Source organism: Methylophilus sp. VKM B-3414, from assembly GCF_032248435.1.
GTDB lineage: Bacteria > Pseudomonadota > Gammaproteobacteria > Burkholderiales > Methylophilaceae > Methylophilus > Methylophilus glucosoxydans.
Map to the genome: position 1 here is coordinate 77,378 of NZ_JAVTLI010000006.1, position 17,919 is coordinate 95,296.

A 17,919-nucleotide genomic window follows, 5' to 3' on the forward strand; every position below is an offset into this window, starting at 1 on the left:
CGGCTTTTTCATTTTGCACGACGATGTAAACAATGGCTTGCTGCACGTACACCTTGTGCAAAGGCCTCTTCAAAAATTGAAATGCCAGCTGCATCGGTGTGTGCAATATGCAATCTATCGTGCTGTTGGTTTAGCCGCAGGCGATGATGATCTGTTAAAAAACCAGGTTTGGGGAATGTCATCGCATGGCCCCACCGCCAGATGTCCATGTGTGTGATGGCCTCTTCAAGCATGGGATGGGCCGTGTGTAGCTCTTGCATAATGCTATGCTGCAGACTTTGCCAGGATTTCGAGTACAGTTCTCTGCGTGCACGGACTGAATCAGCCTGAGCCAGTGCGTGGTAGTAGGTAATCACTGATTCGCTTGGTTGTTGTAGCGTTTGGTGGTTGGCAACCACATAACCCAATCCGGGGCGGTCATAAATGACATTATCCCAGGCGACGGGGAGATTACCCTGCAGGGTAGACGCATGAGAAAGGCTAATATTGGCGACCAACCATGGAGCATGCGAAATATTACGTGCGGATTGTGTCAGATCAGTGTGTTGGCGTAACACAAAAGGCAGAACATGGGCGGGTGAGGCATAAATGACATGGTCGGCTTGCCAGCGGGTAGTCTGTCGGCTGTTTAGATCTAGAGCGTCCACTGTGATGCCGTGTTTTTCTTGACTGATGGCATGTACCAGTTGCCGTGATTGGATTTGGGTCAAAGATTTGCTTGCCAGTTGCTCAGCCAACCAAGCGTTGCCTTGTGGCCAGGTCAGTACTTGATCCAATTCAGCGTTTGCGGCTTCGCCGCGGCGTGCAGCAAAATAATGGATACCGGCCCAAGCCGAAATCTGGCTGGCCGGCATGCCGTAATCATCTCTACAAGCGTAATTGACGTACCAGTGAAGCGCTTGCCCTTGCCAGCCTTGCTGGTAGAGGTAATCTGTCATGCTTAACCGGTCCAGCGCCAACCATTGCGAATCCTGTGATGATTCTATCAGAGGAATGCTGAAAGCCGGTTTGCCATCCTTTCCCCGTGCCAGACGAAATGTGTGCATCTGTTGTTCAAACGCTTCTATTTCGGCCAGTTCGTTTTTGCTCAAGCCATGGTGTGGACGCAGACCCTCTTGCCATTGGCCATGGATAAACAGCCGCTCTTGCGGTGCAAAACACAAATAACGCTCGTGATAAATCGGTTTGTGTGTGTGATGCCCGCTGACAATTGCCCCTGTTTCAGCCAAGAACTGCTTGAGCATATGGTTTTCATGGTTGGGGATGGGCAAATAGTGCGCTCCCCAGGGGTAGGCGCTGATGCGGTTATGCCCACTACGCGCATTGCCACCTGTATTCTCCTCCAGTTCTAGCAAGACAAAATCGTGCATGCCCTGACTCTGCAGGTACCAAGCGGCGCTCAACCCGCTGATCCCGCCACCAACGATGACTACCCGGTTACGACGTGTCTGGGAGTAGGGTGGAAACTCGCCTTTGGTCAGTGCATGTCCGGCCACATGGTCTGGGCCTAATAGCTGCCCGCCAAACGCTTGATTTTTCCTTGACTGGCATTGCATGAGCAATGGGCTGGCAGCCAGGCTGAGCAAAAATGTCCGTCTATCCATGGCTTAGGGGCCCTGATGATTCCATTCGCGCTCGTAGTAATGCACGAGGTGCTGGTTGTTCAAGCGGTTGATCTCGGCAGGAACGACTTGCATATCAGGTGGAAAGTAAAATAAGCTGGGCAGCGTCTGGGCTTGAATAAACTTCAAGCCACTGATTTCAATCCGGGCGGGTGGCTGATAGGACTGGTGACTAGCAATCACATAACCCCACTCGCCAAATGACGGGACTAGCGTGTGGTAAGGCGTGGTATGCAATCCGGCACTCGCAATGGTGTTAACGATGCACCAGAACGACTGTCTGGCATAGAGGGGTGAGGTCGATTGAATCACTGCCAGCCCGTGTTGCGAAAGATGGGCGGCAATCAGCTGGTAAAAGCTGGTCGTGTAGAGTTTGCCCAGCGCAAAATTGGTCGGGTCAGGAAAGTCGACGACGATGAAATCATAAAAACCGGATTGCTGGTCCAACCAGACAAATGCATCTGCCGTAATGACCTTAACCTTGGGTGAGTCAAAAGCATGCGCGTTGAGTTGGCTTAATCGCAGGTTATGTTTAAAGGTGTCTGTCATTTCCCGGTCAAGATCGACCAGCGTCACCTGCTCGATGGAGGGGTATTTCAAAATCTCGCGCAAGGCGAGCCCATCTCCACCACCTAGTACCAGCACGTTGCGAGGATGCAAGACGGCACTTAAAGCCGGGTGTATGAGCGCTTCATGGTAACGGTATTCATCCCGGGAGGAAAATTGTAAATTACCGTTTAAAAACAACCGTGTGTCATCACGCCATTGCGTCAGCACCATGCGCTGATAGCGTGTCGATTTTGAAAATACAATGCGGTCTTCAAACAGCATTTCTTCGCTGTAGCGGGTCAGGTGCTCAGCAAAGATCAGGCCAGCGACCAGTGCTGTGCTGGACAGGGCTGCAACGATCAACAATTGACGACGTTGTCGCAATTGCACGCCAAATAACTGGATGGCCCAGACAGCAACGGCGACATTGAGGAGTCCGAACACCAGACTAGTACGCATTAATCCCAGATGGGGAACCAGAAACAATGGAAAAGCCAGTGAGACTGCCAATGCCCCCAGATAATCGAATGTCAGCACTCTGGAAACCAGTTCTTTCAGGGTCAGTGACGCTTCCAGAATGCGCATGACCAGCGGGATCTCCAACCCTACCAGCAGGCCAATCACAAATACCAGTATGTATAAAATAGCATGAAAGGCAAGGCCACCGTTGTAGCCAATCTGGGCAAAGGCTAGAAACAAAATGACTGCGGAAAACCCACCTGTCAGTCCGACCAGCAACTCCAGCTCTATAAATCGTTTGACCAGATGTTGATGAATATATTTGGACGCCCATGAACCTGCGCCCATCGCAAAGAGATAGACGCCGATGACCGTGGAAAACTGCGTGACCGAGTCGCCAAGCAGATAACTGGAAACGGTGCCAGCGACTAATTCATATACCAGTCCGCATGACGCGATAATAAACACAGATGCAAACAGCGCTTGCCGTAGCACCTTGTCATGCACGCTCAGTTGATTGGTGGTTGAAGTGCCCGTATCAGCCATGAATGGCGGCGGCAATAATCATGGCGATGCCTATACACATGGCCGCTACAATGATTGCCAGTGCCAGATTATTTTTTTCTACCACTTCCCGCCACAGTTGGTAAGGCGTGATTTTGTCGATGATGACAAAACACAGCCAGAAAATCACTACACCTAGTAATGAAAAAATGACCGAATTTTGCAGATTAGTCAGTAACAGTGTATCCATAATGCTTCCTTTTGTTTACTTATGGTTGGCTTCATGCGAACCGCCGCGGGTGACATGCATGGCATCATCTCTTTGCCAAAAAGGTTCACCGTCATATTGCAGTTTGCAAAAGTAGGCGATTGCCATCATCGCCGTCAATTGATAAATTCTGAGCCACATGGGATGTATCCTGTCAGGTATTATTCATGGGGTGATCGCTTTCAGCCCAGCGTTGCTGCTCAAAATGGTGCCTGAAATGGTAAAAGAGCGCTGGGCCAATGAGCAAGAAAATCAGCACAAACCAGAAATTCTGCCAGAGCGGGACATTGGCAATCACACGCAGGTATTGGGTTTTTCTGGCATTGACGCTGCCATAGCTACGCTCACTTTCTGCTTCAACCTGTAATTGGTAACGTCCTGGTGGAACCGCGCTAAAAACCACGTCTGTATGGCTATCGTTCTCGCGCCAGTATTCGCCCCCATCGTAGCCAGAATAATCGCTGATTTCGCGACTACTGCTGTAAGTCAGCCCGTTTTGCAGATTGACCAGGCTGATACTGGAGAACAACCAGCTATTGTCCAGATTGCCATCAATATCAATCACCACATTGCCATGGTTTGAATGGATCTCAAATGGCTCACTTTCCAGGTTTGCGCTCTCTGGATTAAGCGTACGATAGTTTGACCAGTCGCTGCTGTCTACAGCGCTGACTTCCATGACCTTGCTAAATACGACTTCCTGACGGGATTCAAATACAAACCAGCATTGCAGTACGATGACTAGGACAACAAAGAGTAGCGTGTTTTTTAACCAGGCATCGACCGATGGTTCATACGGACAAGGTTGATTGGCAAACACGCCCTTTGGCGGCGTAAGCAGCAGTTTGCCCTCAAAGGCGTCATTGACTTGTTCTGGCTGCAGGTATTCCCCTTGGCTCCAGTTGATTTCTTTACCTTGCAACTCTTTACTGAGTAAATAAGGTGGCGCAATGTAATCTTCCAGAGAGGCGCTGTCTTCTACCTTTATCCGCCAGTAAAACTCACCCGCCACCCGGTCAATTTTTGCCTTGTAGTTGGCAAAGTGGCGGTAAGTCTCGCCTTCCAGCATGGCGATGGTGTCCCCTGTGTAGCCTTTACTGATAGACGGGGCCTTGAGGACGGGTTTAAGCAGGTTCCAATGGCCTTGACTACAGACCAGCCAGCGAAAACCATAGCCGGGATGGTGGAGTAGATACTCTTCCCAGTAGTGTAATAAGCCCGAGGCTCTGGTAGAGCGGCGCAGGTAGCCTATCACTGTAAACGTTGCGCGTTCAAAGCGGCCAATGCTCCCGAGTGGAATCGGTAATCGGTTTAATTGTTGCAGCTTGTTGGATTGTTTGAGCAGGATTGCCAGTTTGTCATTGCGGGAATCCAGGACCGTGGCGCAATGGGGGCAGGTGATGGTCAGTGCTTGTTGTAGCCGGAAGTTCAGGTTTCCGCCGCAAGCCGGGCATTGCAGCTGACGGCTGGAAATCTGAATCGCGCTTTGTTCAAGGTCTCGCAGGTTTTGCAGGTGAAGTGCGGTTAATTCAACTGCCTGTCCCATATAAAGCGTGGGCTTCGCACCATCAAACTCAAGAGAGGCATAGGTTTGTGCAACAGCCAGTTCGACAAAGTGCAAGGTATGGCCTACTGGCACTGCAGCTGATAGCTCGCCCTGTCCGGCAATACATTTGGCAGTTTCAACACGAATCACGGACATGCGCTGGCCGTTGACCGGTACGCTTAAATCCGGAACGAAGCGCTCAAGCGGAAGATCAGGAAGTCCCTCATTGACCTGAAAACTCAGGGAGTAATTGCCTGAAGCCTCAGAGAGCCAGCCGGTCTTGCCATGATCAAATAGCAAATGCCAGCTGTTCCAAAGGCCACTTTCATGTTGAAACTGCAGGCGGCCGATCACTGTAAAGCCATCGCCCAGATAGATACCACTACTGCCAATTTGTAACAAGCTGCGATCTGGCAGCAGTTCGGCCATTTTGCCCAGATTTTCAAGATTAATATCGTTGCGTAGCAACGTGCTCTGGCAATACTCACAGACCATCAACAGCGTCGTGCTGGCACGAAAGTGGACTTTGGCGCCGCAAGCCGGGCACTGACTATACCGTATCACAGCAACAACGCTTTATTTAATTTGACCCAGCAGCTCAGCCTTTTTGGCGTCAAACTCAGCTTGAGTCAACACCCCCTTGCTGACCAAGGTATGCAGCTTCTCTAGTGTGGTAATAATCTCGTCCTGTGTGGCGGTTGGCGTGGCCGCGTTAGCCGGTTGTGCCATCGCCTGGGCCATATTTTGTGCCATCACCAGCCCTGCGCCCATGCCCGCGCCTACCCCTGCCATGCCACCTTCATTTTGCGCGGCTAACGGAATCGCATCAGCGACTTGGTATTGGGTATACCGATTCAAATCGCCCACCATATTCATACTGATACGTTTATCCAGCACAGCCTGAAGCTCTTCCGGAAGCGAGATGTTTTCCACTGCAAGATTGTCCAGAGTCAGACCGTAACGCGCAAATACAGGCGTCATTTGGGCATGCAAGGCTTGCGTCAGCTGGCCCTGGTTGGCGGCCATATCAATAAAAGGGAGTTTACTACTGGCAAACAGTTGTGTGAGTTCAGCGATCATCACATTACGTAGTTGACCATCCAGCTCTTCGACGGTGTAGACCCCTTGTGTGCCGCACACCTCTTTATAAAACAAAGCTGTATCGCTCAGGCGGTAGCTGTAGATGCCAAAAGCCCGCAATCTGACCATGCCAAACTCTGGATCACGCAGGGTAATCGGATTGGGGGTGCCCCATTTGCGGTCAAGTTGCAAACGATGGCTAAAGAAAATCACATCTGACTTGAATGGGGACTCGAATAGCTTGTCCCAATGCTGCAAATTGGTCAGTAGCGGCAAGTTTTTGGTGTTGAGGGTATGCAAACCAGGACCAAAGCTGTCGGCAATTTGACCTTCGTTCACAAACAATACGCTTTGCGAGTCCCTTACGGTTAACTGGGCGCCGTACTGAATCTCCATATCCATCATGGGGTAACGATAAGCGAGTACACCATGACCCTCTTCCGTCCACTGGATGACATCAACAAATTGTTTTTTTACAAAGTCAAAAATACCCACTCTGGCTCCCTGTTTGTTTTTATTTGACTGGACATGGTTAACGCAAAATTACTATACAATGCGAATCGACCAATTATTGTAAATATACTTCAAAATAGTGATCGTTGTATTGCTTCAGTTCGTTTATGAAAAGATTCGCGCATAGTGGATTACACTTGATGGCCAATTTACATGAGGTGGATCCAGGGTTGACCTTGATGACCCGTGTAGACCACTGTCAGCACTTTTGCCGAAAAGTGGTCAGTGATGCAGGATTGACTATTGTAGGCGAGAGCTTCTATGGCTTTGGTCAGGGGCAGGGTGTGACTGGTGCGCTGGTCCTTGCGGAGTCCCACTTGACGATACACACGTGGCCGGAGTCGCGTTATGTGACTTTGGATGTGTTTGTCTGCAACTATCAAGAGGACAATTCAGACAAGGCGAGCCGCGTGTTTGAGGCAGTGATCGCTGCATTCTCTCCGGGGCATGTAGATCGGTTCGAGGTGCAACGAGCATAATCCTAAAATAAAAACGCCGGAGAAATCCGGCGTTTTTATTTTATGCTGCTATGTTAACGCTGATGCAAAGGAACGAATTCCCGACGTTCAGACCCCACATACAACTGGCGAGGGCGGCCAATTTTCTGTTCGGGGTCGGCATTCATCTCACACCATTGTGAAATCCAGCCTGCAGTGCGGGCCAGGGCAAAAATCGCCGTAAACATCGAATTGGGGATGCCCATGGCGCGCATGACGATGCCACTGTAGAAGTCCACGTTTGGATAGAGTTTGCGCGAAACGAAGTATTCGTCCTCAAGCGCAATTTTTTCCAGTTCCATCGCCAGTTTGAACATCGGGTCATCGTGCAGGCCCAGTTCATTGAGCACTTCATGGCAGGTTTTTCGCATGATAGAAGCGCGGGGGTCCATGTTGCGATAAACGCGGTGACCAAAGCCCATCAGGCGGAAGCTGTCGGTTTTGTCTTTGGCGCGTTTGATAAATTCGCCGATGCGGCTGACGTCGCCGATTTCTTCCAGCATGTTAAGTGTGGCTTCGTTGGCGCCACCGTGTGAGGGGCCCCATAGCGAGGCGATGCCGGCTGCGATGCAGGCAAACGGGTTGGCGCCGCTGGAGCCGACCAGACGCACGGTAGAGGTAGAAGCGTTTTGCTCGTGATCTGCGTGCAGAATCAGAATCCGCTCAAACGCACGGGCCAGAATCGGGTTGGGCACATAGTCTTCACAGGGCGTGGCGAACATCATGTGCATAAAGTTTTCGGCGTAGCCCAATTTGTTTTTGGGATACATGAATGGCTGGCCGATGTTGTACTTATAGCTCCAGGCGGCAATGGTGGGAACTTTGGCCAGCAGGCGCATGGCAGCCACTTTACGTGATTCCGGGTCGGACACATTGTTGTTGTCTGGATAGAAAGCCGCCATGGCGCCTACGACCGCGATCATGACCGCCATCGGGTGCGCATCGCGGCGGAACCCACGAAATACATTGCTCATCTGGTCGTGCAACATGGTGTGTTCGCTGATGGTGCTCACGAACTCCTCACGTTGATTGTTATCCGGCAGTTCGCCGTGCAGCAACAGGTGGGAGACCTCAAGGAAGTCACAGTTCTCGGCCAGTTGCTCAATCGGATAGCCACGGTAGTAAAGCAGCCCTTTTTCACCATCAATAAAGGTAATGCCAGACGTACACGATGCAGTAGACATAAAGCCAGGATCAAACGTGAAATAACCATGTTTACCCAGGCTGCGGATATCAATCACATCCGTGCCCAGTGAGCCTTTTAGTACCGGTAGCTCAATTGCGCTACTATCGTTGTCAAATGTAATGGTCGCCTTGGTAGCCATAACGTACTCAGTCTTTAATCAAGTTGGTTAAATTATACGCAATCGTTTTGTTTTATCACCGCTTGTGCGGTGACTGTCGCGGAAAAGTTAAAAAAACAATCAAAAGCCTGCACCAGATGTAATCAAGTCACTGGTGCGTTTGCACTGCTTTTGGGAATCATTGCTACGCGTCGTTGCCGGTGCTTAGTTGGGGTAAACGGCACCCAGAATACGTGGCCCAGCCGCACCTGTTACCGCGGCCAAATTGCCCGGCAAATGATCTACACAGCGTTGCGCCAGCCAGGCAAAGGCGACCGCTTCCACCCAGTCCACGCCAACGCCCAATTGATCCGTCAGCTGTATGGACTGACCAGACAGCGCCTGCAGTCTATTCAGCAAGGCCAGATTATGTGCACCACCCCCACAGACGTAGACTTCCTGAGCCCCTGGGCAGAATCGCGTCAGTGCATCGGTGATGCTCACTGCTGTTAACTCAAGCAAGGTACGCGCCACATTTTGTGCACCGTCGGGGTACTGATGCAGCAGTTGCATTAACCAGGTGTCGTTAAACAGGTCGCGTCCCGTACTTTTAGGTGCGGTCAGTGCAAAATAAGGATCGGCCAGCATCGCATTGAGCAAGTCTGGATTAATTTTCCCGCCAGCTGCCCAGTGCCCGCCCGCATCATAGGGTTGGCCTGTGTGTTGCTGCGTCCAGGCATCCATGAGCAGGTTGCCGGGTCCCGAGTCAAAGCCTGTGACTTGTCCGTGTGCTGGCAGATCACTCAAGTTGGCAATGCCGCCGATATTAATGACGACGCGATGCCTGTCTGCACTCGTAAACACCGCTTGGTGGAAGGCCGGCACTAACGGTGCGCCTTGGCCGCCGGCGGCAATATCGCGACTTCTGAAGTCGCCAATGACCGTGATCCCTGTTAATTCTGCCAAGCGGGCATGGTTGCCCAATTGTATGGTGTATGCCATGCCCTCTGCCAGTGTCGGACAGTGCCGGATGGTCTGGCCATGGCAACCGATGGCTGTCACGGCCTCGGCACGGATGTCGGCGAGCTTAAGCAGTTGCTTGACGGCTTGCGCGTAGAGTTCTGCGAGCTGGTTAGCAACCACTGCGGCCTCGTGTAACTCGTTATTGGCGGGCGTGTGCAAGGCCAGTAGACGCTGTTTAAGCGCGTCAGGGTAGGGCAGAAAATAGGTGGCCGTTTGTCTCAGTTGCTCGCCCCATTGCGAGGTGAGCACGGCATCCACCCCGTCCAGGCTGGTGCCAGACATCAGTCCAATAAACAAACGTGGCTGGGAGCGATCGGCAGAAACTTGCATGGGTGTCATTTTAACACTGCTCCAGCCGCGCTTACAGAAATGCATGGGATTACGTTAAAATAGCTGTTTTACTTATTTGAGACGGTGCCATCAGTGCGCATCGTTGTATTTGACGGATACCCGCATGACCGATACCAAACAACCCTCATCTGAAGTGCCAGCATTGAGCCCAGAAATTGCCAAGGCGTTGGCCATTATCAAGCGTGGCGCAGATGAGTTACTGATCGAGCAGGAGCTGGTCGAGAAACTGAAAACAGGCAAGCCGTTACGTGTGAAAGCTGGCTTTGACCCTACCGCGCCCGACTTGCACCTGGGTCATACCGTCCTCATTAATAAATTGCGCCAGTTGCAGGATCTGGGCCATCAGATTTTATTCCTGATCGGTGACTTTACCGGCATGATTGGTGACCCGACTGGCAAAAGCGCCACCCGTCCACCCTTAACCGTGGAGCAGGTCAAGGCCAACGCCGATACCTATGCTGCACAAGTCTTTAAAATACTGGATCCTACCAAAACCGAGATTGTTTTCAACTCCAACTGGTTAAGTGAACTCGGTGCGGCGGGGATGATCAAGCTGGCTGCCAGCCATACCGTGGCCCGCATGCTGGAGCGCGATGACTTCTCCAAACGCTTCAAGGGTAATCAACCGATTGCGATTCACGAGTTTCTGTACCCGTTACTGCAAGGATATGATTCGGTCGCCCTGCAAGCGGATCTTGAGCTCGGTGGTACCGACCAGAAGTTTAACCTGCTCATGGGGCGTGAATTGCAAAAGCAGGCCGGCCAGTCGCAGCAATGTGTGCTGATGATGCCGCTGCTGGAAGGGCTGGATGGCGTCAATAAAATGTCCAAATCACTCGGTAACTACATTGGCATTAGCGAGGCGCCAGAGACTATTTTTGCCAAGATCATGTCGATTTCAGATGAACTGATGTGGCGCTATATTGATTTGCTGTCTTTTGCGACGCTGGAAACCATTGCCGAATGGAAGGCGCAAGTCGCCAGTGGCGCAAACCCCCGCAATATCAAGGTCGGCTTTGCCCAAGAAATTGTGGCGCGTTTCCATGGTCAAGCCGCGGCTGAAAAAGCCTTGCAGGACTTCCAGACCCGTGCCAAAGGCGGCATCCCGGATGACGTGCCCGAAGTTGAAGTGACCATTGAAGGCGACAGCATCGGCATTAGCCAATTGTTAAAACAGGCGGGCCTGGTTGAAAGCACCAGTGAAGCCATGCGCGCAGTGCAGCAAGGCGGCGTCAAGCTCGACAGCGTCAAGGTGGATGATAAGAATCTGCCTTTGACTAAAGGTGTGACAGTGATCGCACAGGTGGGTAAACGTAAATTTGCCAAGATCACAATCAGGTGATCGGAGCTGAGAAACAAAAAAGGCCGCATCTGCGGCCTTTTTTGTTTAGAGCGTTTTGCGCAAGTTCGCGGGCGGAATATTAAGGGACTCGCGATATTTGGCTATGGTACGGCGGGCAACGACGATGCCTTGTTGTGCCAGTGTGTCGGTGATCTGGTTGTCCGACAAAGGCTTTTTCGGGTTTTCTTCGGCCACCATTTGCTTGATCAAGGCTCGGATGGCGGTGGCAGAGCAGGAGCCGCCTGCGTCTGTGGCTACCGAGCTGCCAAAGAAGTATTTGAGTTCATAGACGCCACGCGGTGTGAGCATATACTTATGCGTGGTGACACGTGAAACTGTGCTTTCATGCAAGTCGAGTTCTTCGGCGATTTCACGCAGTACCAGTGGGCGCATGGCTATTTCACCATGCTCAAAGAAGTTGCGTTGGCGGTCTACAATGGCTTGCGACACGCGCAAAATGGTCGAGAAACGCTGCTGGATATTCTTGATCATCCATTTGGCTTCCTGCATCTGGCTTTGCAGGTATTGGCCTGAACTCTCGCGGTTGCGCTTGAGGATGTCCGCATACATCTGGTTGATGCGCAGTTTGGGGATCACGCCATCATTTAAGGAGGCGACCCAAATGCCCTTGATTTTTTTAACCACCACATCGTGCTGGATAAAGTGATCGTGACTAAAGCTGGAAAACTCGCTGCCGGGTCTGGGGTTTTGCTGGCGGATCAGGTGCTGCGCCGCCTTGAGTACCGCTTCATCGCAACCAAGCACCTTGCGCAGTTTGACAAAGTCTTTGTTGGCAAGCAGCGCCAGGTGGTCTTTGGCAATGGCAATGGCGGTTTGCAAGTGTGGCGTTTCTTGCGGCAAACGCGTCAGTTGCAAGAGCAGGCACTCGCGTAAATCGCGCGCACCTACGCCTACAGGGTCCAGATTCTGGATCAGCTTGAGGGCGGTTTCCAGTTCCAGCAGCTCGACCTCAAGTTCGAGTGGCAAGTGCTCCACAATCTCCTGCAGATCTTGCTCCAGATAGCCATCATCAGTGATGCTATCCAGTAGCAGTTTGACCAGGCTCATGTCACGTTGCGATAAATGTGCCAGTTGTATCTGATCAATCAGATGCTCGCGCAAACTGATGCTGGTGGTTTCCTGTCTGGAAAAGTCACTGTCTTCGTCTTCCTGATGATTGCGTCCGGCTTCGTCCCAGTTGCTGGTGCTGCCAAACTCTTCATAATCATCTTCAAACTCTGGCGGCGTGAATTCCTCGTTTAAATTGGGCAGGTCGCTCTCGCTCCCGCCCAGCTCATCGTGCAAGTCTTCACGCAGACTTTCTGCCGGTGCGGTGATCTCTTGCTGCGTTGCCATGTCAAACGAGCTGGCATCTGTCGGCTCAGCTTCTACAGTGGGGGGAGGCGGTGTGTTATCTTCAAACTCGCCTTCTTCACCGTCTGACATTTCCAGTAACGGGTTTTCCTGCAGGATGGTTTCCAGTTCCTGGTTCAGTTCCAGCGTGGAAAGTTGCAGCAAACGGATCGATTGCTGCAGCTGCGGCGTCAGCGCCAGATTTTGCGAAATACGTAATTGCAGGTTCTGTTTCATGACGGATTACAGCCTAAAATTCTTGCCCAGATACACTTCACGCACACCTTCGTTCTGAATGATTTCATCGGGCGTGCCTGCTGCAAACACAGCGCCTTCATTGACAATATAAGCGCGGTCACAGATATCCAGCGTTTCGCGCACATTGTGGTCGGTGATTAAAATACCAATATTCTGACTGCTCAGGTAGCGGATGATTTTCTGGATTTCGATCACCGCAATCGGATCAATCCCGGCGAACGGTTCATCCAGCAAAATAAATTTAGGGTCAGTGGCCAGGCAGCGCGCAATTTCAACGCGTCGACGTTCGCCACCAGACAAGCTGACGGCCTGACTGTTGCGGATGTGCTGGATATGCAATTGATCCAGCAAGGATTCAAGCCTCGCCTCACGTTGCTCTTCCGTATAGGGACGGGTTTCAAGAATGGCGAGGATGTTGTCGGTTACGCTGAGCTTGCGGAAAATGGATGCTTCTTGGGGCAGATAAGCCAAGCCCATGCGCGCGCGCTCATGCATGGGCGCGCGGCTCACGTCGGCGCCATTCAGCGTAATGTTGCCTTCATCCAGCGCAACCAACCCTACAATCATGTAAAAGCTGGTGGTTTTGCCTGCCCCGTTGGGACCCAGCAAGCCGATCACTTCGCCACTGCGTAACTCAAGCGTCGTGTTTTTGACGACGGTACGGCCCTGATAGGTTTTTTTCAGGCGGTTAACCTGCAAATGGTTCTGATCTGCTGCCATGGTTTCCATCTTTAAGCTTACTCTTTGCCTTGCTCACCAGTGTTTTCGGCAGGGGCAGGTTCGACCTTGAGTTGCAAGGAGCGATTCATCCGTAATCCCTGTTGAGAGGTTGGCTTGTTGTCAATGACAGGCGGTGTGGTTTTATTTTTAGGCTGTATGGTGGCCTTGACGCGGCTGCCAGCCGTCCCGTTCGGGTTGGCTTTGGTGCCGCCAATCACCTCGGCATACTCGGCATTGGCGTCGTAGCTGATGTAGTCCCCGGTCACGATGTCTTCACCACGTTTAACCCAGGCATTGGTATACAGTTGCACTTTATCCATGCGGGCGTTGTATTCGATACGTTGACCACTGCCTTGCATCCACTCGTCTTTACCGGTACGTTTTTGCTTGAATGTGGTGGGGTTGCCGGTACAGGTGCTATGTTGAAAGCCGTCCTGATCCTCGCGTACGATCATTTTGTCCGCCTTGATTTGCAAAGTGCCCTGATTAAGAATCACGTTGCCCGTGTAGATACTAATTTTTTTAGCATCGTTCACGGTCACGGTATCCGCCTCAAGCTCTATCGGTTGATCTCGGTCGGATTCTTCGGCCAGCACACTCAGCGGCATGGACAATAGCGCCCATACGCTCATGCAGATCGCTAAAAATAAGGGCTTGTGCGTGTTCAACTCATTTCTCCATAATCAACGGTCATTGGCGTTCTGTGTTTGACGCCTGGGCCGGGCTTGCCAAATTGCTGGCGACGGGTGGACGCTCATAATGCACATGTACCCGGTTAAACAATTGCATGGTATCAGCCCGGTTATCAAAACGCATGCCCGTGCCTGTAATCACTGTCGCCGGTTTTTGGCGGATGACCACCGGCTGGTCTGTGTGTGCTACCTCGGTATCCGGCTCCAGCCAAAGCCGCTCGGTTTGCATTTGTGTTTCTGGCTTGGTGGCGGAGGCTTGGCGGATCACCTTGACCTGTTTGCTAAACTCGACCAGTTTACCATTGGCGGAAACACGTCCTTGCTGACCATAAATTTGCGTGTAAGGCTTGTTCAGGCCAAACTGGGTAAAGCGTGGCCGCTGCAATTCTGTATAGTCATTGGCAGGAAAGTGGCGCATTTTTGCGGCCGCCAGCACATATTTGGTATTACCGGACGCATCCGTGCGGGTACTCACAAAGTTGTACAACATGTAGTCCGGCGCTTGGCGATTAAGTATGTTCATTTTGAGTGCTTGCTCTTGCACATTCTGGTTAATCCAGAAGGTCAGCAGCGCCAGCAACAGCATTAACGCAATCGGCAACAAAATGGGGTGTTTAAGCATGCCTGAATTCTAATGCCTGTATAAGCTAAACGACTTTGGCTTTCAATAAGTCATGCATATTGAATGCCCCTACCAACTGCCCTTGGGCATCGACTGCCAAAAAGCCATTTATTTTGTGCTGCTCCATCATGTTAACTGCTTCAACCGCCATCTGATTCGTCTCCAGCAAATACGGCTGTTTGTTCATCACGGAATCAATGGATGCCTGTGGATTGTTCTTGCCCTGCATAAACAAGCGGCGCAAATCGCCATCGGTAAAAATGCCTATTGGGCGTTGCGCGTGGTCCACAATAGCCGTGAAGCCCATGCCCTTGAGTGAAATTTGCGTGATGGCTTCCTGAATGGAGGCGTGTTGATCAATTTGGGGCACGGCCTCGCCGGTACGCATGACATCCTTGATGCGCACCAGTAGCCGTCTGCCCAAGCTGCCACCGGGATGCGAACGGGCGAAGTCTTCCGCAGTGAACTCACGCAAATCCAGCACGCAGAGTGCTAAAGCATCGCCAAGGGCCAAGGCCGCTGTCGTGCTGGCTGTGGGAGCCAAGCCGAGTGGGCAAGCCTCATGGCTCACGGCAGCACTCAAATGCACTTCCGACTCACGTGACAAGGTGGAGTCTTCGCTGCCCGTGATGCTCAACACCCGAGCACCGATGCGGCGGATCGCCGGTAAAATATTAATAATTTCATCACTCTCGCCAGAATTGGACAGCGCGATCACCACATCTTCTGCCGTAATCATGCCCAAGTCGCCGTGGCTGGCCTCGGCCGGGTGCATGAAAAACGCCGGTGTGCCGGTACTGGCCAAGGTGGCCGCAATTTTGCCGCCGATATGGCCAGATTTGCCCATGCCCGTGACCACCACCCGGCCCTTGCAGGCCAGAATCATATGGACGGCGGCCTCAAAAGCCGAGCCAATGCGGTCTGCCAGATGCCTGATTTCATCGGCTTCGTGCAACAACACCCCTCGTGCGCGCGACACGATATCGGGTGTTTTAACAAGATGGATGCCGGAATTTGCTGTCATCATGGCGGGTAAGTATAACAAGCGAGTTGCCTGACAATAAAGTAAAACACCCTTTTTTTACGGTTTTTTTATTCTCAGGCACATTTTTTGCATAAAACAAAGTTTTGTGGCACGATGCATCATCCTGAAACAATTGCGTTTCATAATAGACCTTGACCCTTCAGCGCTGGCTGATGGCGATCAAACCCCTGTTTGACCGGCTTGGTATAAATGCGTTAGAGCTTTGCATGTTTGATTCCCTGATACATCTTTTATTACTGCTGACCAGCTCGGTCTTCGCCGTGGGCTTGTTCCGCATCCTCGGCTTGCCTGCCATGCTGGCCTATTTTGTCATCGGCATCGTGCTGGGCCCGCACGCCCTGGGCTTGCTGGAGGATGAAGAGTCCGGTCGCCAGGTGGCCGAGTTTGGTATCGTGTTTTTGATGTTTAGCATCGGTCTCGAGTTTAGTCTGCCTAAGCTGTATGCCATGCGAAAAACGCTGTTCGGGCTAGGGGGCGGACAGGTCGTGCTGACCTTGCTGGCCAGTCTGGTGCTGGGCAAAGTGGCCGGGCTCAGCCTGACTTCTGCTTTTATCATTGGTGCGGCCATCACCATGTCCTCGACCGCGATTGTGTCCAAAATTCTGATGGAGCGTGTAGACCTGAACTCCAGGCATGGTCGTCTCAGTATCGGCGTGCTGCTATTCCAGGATCTGGCCGTGATTCCGATTCTGGTATTGATCCAGACGCTAGGCTCGCATAGCGATAATTGGCTGGATGTGCTGGGGCTGACGCTGTTCAAGTCGTCTGTACTGCTGTTTTTACTGTTCAAGTTCGGGAAAAACATCCTTAACTTCTGGTTTGAGCTGGTCGCCAAACAGCGCTCACGCGAGTTGTTTGTGCTCAATGTGCTGATGGTGACCCTGCTGATGGCGGCAGCCACCAACTATGTCGGCTTGTCCTTTGCGCTGGGGGCCTTTGTCGCCGGGATGCTGATTTCCGAGACCAAATACCGTTATCAGGTTGAATCAGATATTGCGCCTTTCCGCGATATCTTGCTGGGTCTGTTTTTTATCAGCGTCGGCATGCTGCTCGACGTTTCTGTACTGATCAATCATATTGTATTGATTGTTTTCCTGTTAGCCCTGTTCCTGGTGTTCAAGATTGGCCTGATTGCCTTTTTAACCAAGTTGTATGGCTTTGAGATGGGCGTGGGCGTCCGTACCGGCATTATTCTTGGCCAGGCGGGGGAGTTCAGTTTTGTGGTGCTGGCCCTGGGCTTGCAAACGCATTTGATCGACGGCGAGTCCCTACAGCTGGTGCTGTCCGTGGCCGTGCTTTCTATGCTGGTGGCGCCGTTCATTATTCAATATAACGGCAGGATTGCGCGCAAACTGGTCAAGAGTTATACGCGTAATAGCTACAAGGTGGTGGAGACTATTCAGGAGCACAGCCTCGATTTGCGCGACCATGTCATCATCTGCGGCTATGGCCGCAGTGGTCAGTATCTGGGCCGCTTTTTGCGCGAAGAAAATATCCCCTATGTGGCACTGGATATGGATGCCAGCCGCGTTCAGGAAGCCGCCGCCGCCGGTGAAAATGTGATTTACGGCGATGCAGGCCGCCGCTCTGTGCTTGAGGCGGCCGGGCTGGCCAGGGCCAAAGCGGTGATTGTCAGCTATGCCGAAACGCGTGGCACCATGAAGGTGCTGCATGTGATCCAGGAGAAATATCCGACCCTGCCCGTGATTGTGCGCACCCATGATGACAGTGAAATGGATTTGCTGCGAGATGCCGGGGCGGCAGAAGTGGTGCCAGAAATTCTGGAGGGCAGCCTCATGCTTGCCTCGCATGCACTGGTCACGCTGGGGATTCCGCTTAACCGCGTGGTCAAACGTATCCGTCTGTTCCGCGAAGAGCGTTACAAAATGTTCAAAGGTTACTTCCGTGGCGTGAGTGATGCGGATACGACCACCGCCGCTCTGCCACAACTGCATTCGGTAGAGATGTATAAAAACTTTTATGCGCATGGTTTGCGCCTGGACCATATCCCGTTTGAGGATTTTGCGGTCGAGGTCAAACAGCTCAGGCGTACCAATATGCCAGAACCGATTGCACCCAGACCGGATATTATTCTCAACGAAGGCGATATTCTGGTCCTGCTCGGTAGCAATGCCGCCCTGATCGCCATGGAAGTCTATTTGATTTCTGGCCGTAAACCGTAAGACAATAGA

The 17,919-nt window shown here is 52.0% G+C and carries 16 protein-coding genes; 3 read left to right on the top strand and 13 right to left on the bottom strand.

Going from position 1 to position 17,919, the window contains the following annotated elements; genetic code table 11:
- Positions 1-8: 8 nt before the first annotated feature.
- The 6 genes from Q9292_RS06725 to Q9292_RS06750 are packed head-to-tail and all read right to left on the bottom strand — an operon-like array spanning position 9 to position 6,523.
- Positions 9-1,604 carry an FAD-dependent oxidoreductase gene (locus Q9292_RS06725; protein ID WP_313986236.1) on the bottom strand — a complete coding sequence of 532 codons (1,596 nt, stop codon included), beginning with the start codon at positions 1,602-1,604 and terminating at the stop codon, positions 9-11.
- Between the two features lie 3 nt (positions 1,605-1,607).
- Positions 1,608-3,176: a polyamine aminopropyltransferase gene (locus Q9292_RS06730; protein WP_313986238.1), complete on the bottom strand. Its 1,569-nt coding sequence runs from the start codon at positions 3,174-3,176 to the stop codon at positions 1,608-1,610.
- On the bottom strand, positions 3,169-3,384 hold the full coding sequence (locus Q9292_RS06735) for a DUF350 domain-containing protein (protein ID WP_049639492.1): 216 nt from the start codon (positions 3,382-3,384) through the stop codon (positions 3,169-3,171). The genes Q9292_RS06730 and Q9292_RS06735 overlap by 8 nt, the downstream gene beginning before the upstream one ends.
- Positions 3,385-3,399: 15 nt before the next feature.
- Positions 3,400-3,543, bottom strand: coding sequence for a hypothetical protein (locus Q9292_RS06740; RefSeq protein ID WP_156171694.1), 144 nt, complete (start codon positions 3,541-3,543; stop codon positions 3,400-3,402).
- Positions 3,544-3,556: 13 nt separating this feature from the next.
- A complete protein-coding gene (locus Q9292_RS06745; RefSeq protein ID WP_313986242.1) occupies positions 3,557-5,512 on the bottom strand; it encodes a DUF4178 domain-containing protein in 1,956 nt (651 codons plus the stop codon).
- Between the two features lie 12 nt (positions 5,513-5,524).
- Positions 5,525-6,523 (bottom strand): SPFH domain-containing protein, encoded by a 999-nt coding sequence (locus Q9292_RS06750; RefSeq protein ID WP_313986244.1) that lies wholly within the window; start codon positions 6,521-6,523, stop codon positions 5,525-5,527.
- Positions 6,524-6,648: 125 nt separating this feature from the next.
- Between Q9292_RS06750 and speD the strand changes: the two genes are divergently transcribed.
- On the top strand, positions 6,649-7,020 hold the full coding sequence (gene speD, locus Q9292_RS06755; RefSeq protein ID WP_313986246.1) for an adenosylmethionine decarboxylase: 372 nt from the start codon (positions 6,649-6,651) through the stop codon (positions 7,018-7,020).
- A 53-nt stretch (positions 7,021-7,073) separates the two neighbouring features.
- Here the strand turns inward: speD and gltA are convergent, their stop codons facing one another.
- Together gltA and Q9292_RS06765 are read right to left on the bottom strand one after the other, a co-directional pair.
- The gene (gltA, locus tag Q9292_RS06760) at positions 7,074-8,363 is read right to left on the bottom strand and encodes a citrate synthase (protein ID WP_275356458.1); all 1,290 of its coding nucleotides are present in this window, start codon (positions 8,361-8,363) and stop codon (positions 7,074-7,076) included.
- Positions 8,364-8,546: 183 nt separating this feature from the next.
- Positions 8,547-9,674 (bottom strand): anhydro-N-acetylmuramic acid kinase, encoded by a 1,128-nt coding sequence (locus Q9292_RS06765; RefSeq protein ID WP_194749777.1) that lies wholly within the window; start codon positions 9,672-9,674, stop codon positions 8,547-8,549.
- 124 nt (positions 9,675-9,798) lie between these two features.
- On the opposite strand from Q9292_RS06765, the gene tyrS reads away from it, so the two are divergent.
- Positions 9,799-11,037, top strand: coding sequence for a tyrosine--tRNA ligase (gene tyrS / locus Q9292_RS06770; protein ID WP_313986250.1), 1,239 nt, complete (start codon positions 9,799-9,801; stop codon positions 11,035-11,037).
- Positions 11,038-11,082: 45 nt separating this feature from the next.
- Here the strand turns inward: tyrS and Q9292_RS06775 are convergent, their stop codons facing one another.
- From Q9292_RS06775 to Q9292_RS06795, 5 genes are read right to left on the bottom strand one after another with little or no spacing between them, the layout of a single operon-like run.
- Positions 11,083-12,627 (bottom strand): RNA polymerase factor sigma-54, encoded by a 1,545-nt coding sequence (locus Q9292_RS06775; RefSeq protein ID WP_275356460.1) that lies wholly within the window; start codon positions 12,625-12,627, stop codon positions 11,083-11,085.
- 6 nt (positions 12,628-12,633) lie between these two features.
- Complete coding sequence (gene lptB / locus Q9292_RS06780) at positions 12,634-13,377, bottom strand: LPS export ABC transporter ATP-binding protein (RefSeq protein WP_194749713.1); 744 nt, start codon at positions 13,375-13,377, stop codon at positions 12,634-12,636.
- Between the two features lie 8 nt (positions 13,378-13,385).
- Positions 13,386-14,036 (bottom strand): lipopolysaccharide transport periplasmic protein LptA, encoded by a 651-nt coding sequence (gene lptA, locus Q9292_RS06785; RefSeq protein WP_194749712.1) that lies wholly within the window; start codon positions 14,034-14,036, stop codon positions 13,386-13,388.
- A gap of 22 nt (positions 14,037-14,058) precedes the next feature.
- On the bottom strand, positions 14,059-14,682 hold the full coding sequence (gene lptC / locus Q9292_RS06790) for an LPS export ABC transporter periplasmic protein LptC (RefSeq protein WP_194749711.1): 624 nt from the start codon (positions 14,680-14,682) through the stop codon (positions 14,059-14,061).
- Positions 14,683-14,707: 25 nt separating this feature from the next.
- Positions 14,708-15,709, bottom strand: a complete 1,002-nt coding sequence (locus tag Q9292_RS06795) for a KpsF/GutQ family sugar-phosphate isomerase (RefSeq protein ID WP_313986376.1) — start codon at positions 15,707-15,709, stop codon at positions 14,708-14,710.
- Positions 15,710-15,933: 224 nt separating this feature from the next.
- Here Q9292_RS06795 and Q9292_RS06800 point away from each other — a divergent pair, with 224 nt between their 5' ends.
- Positions 15,934-17,910, top strand: a complete 1,977-nt coding sequence (locus Q9292_RS06800) for a cation:proton antiporter (protein WP_194749709.1) — start codon at positions 15,934-15,936, stop codon at positions 17,908-17,910.
- Positions 17,911-17,919 lie beyond the last annotated feature (9 nt).

Excerpts from the sequence above, each read along its gene's own strand:
- speD (WP_313986246.1), top strand. The coding sequence starts at position 6,649 with ATGAAAAGATTCGCGCATAGTGGATTACACTTGATGGCCAATTTACAT.
- lptB (WP_194749713.1), bottom strand. The coding sequence starts at position 13,377 with ATGGAAACCATGGCAGCAGATCAGAACCATTTGCAGGTTAACCGCCTG.
- Q9292_RS06765 (WP_194749777.1), bottom strand. The coding sequence starts at position 9,674 with ATGCAAGTTTCTGCCGATCGCTCCCAGCCACGTTTGTTTATTGGACTG.
- tyrS (WP_313986250.1), top strand. The coding sequence starts at position 9,799 with ATGACCGATACCAAACAACCCTCATCTGAAGTGCCAGCATTGAGCCCA.
- Q9292_RS06800 (WP_194749709.1), top strand. The coding sequence starts at position 15,934 with ATGTTTGATTCCCTGATACATCTTTTATTACTGCTGACCAGCTCGGTC.
- Q9292_RS06740 (WP_156171694.1), bottom strand. The coding sequence starts at position 3,543 with ATGTGGCTCAGAATTTATCAATTGACGGCGATGATGGCAATCGCCTAC.
- Q9292_RS06725 (WP_313986236.1), bottom strand. The coding sequence starts at position 1,604 with ATGGATAGACGGACATTTTTGCTCAGCCTGGCTGCCAGCCCATTGCTC.
- Q9292_RS06775 (WP_275356460.1), bottom strand. The coding sequence starts at position 12,627 with ATGAAACAGAACCTGCAATTACGTATTTCGCAAAATCTGGCGCTGACG.
- gltA (WP_275356458.1), bottom strand. The coding sequence starts at position 8,363 with ATGGCTACCAAGGCGACCATTACATTTGACAACGATAGTAGCGCAATT.
- Q9292_RS06795 (WP_313986376.1), bottom strand. The coding sequence starts at position 15,709 with ATGATGACAGCAAATTCCGGCATCCATCTTGTTAAAACACCCGATATC.
- lptC (WP_194749711.1), bottom strand. The coding sequence starts at position 14,682 with ATGCTTAAACACCCCATTTTGTTGCCGATTGCGTTAATGCTGTTGCTG.
- Q9292_RS06730 (WP_313986238.1), bottom strand. The coding sequence starts at position 3,176 with ATGGCTGATACGGGCACTTCAACCACCAATCAACTGAGCGTGCATGAC.
- Q9292_RS06735 (WP_049639492.1), bottom strand. The coding sequence starts at position 3,384 with ATGGATACACTGTTACTGACTAATCTGCAAAATTCGGTCATTTTTTCA.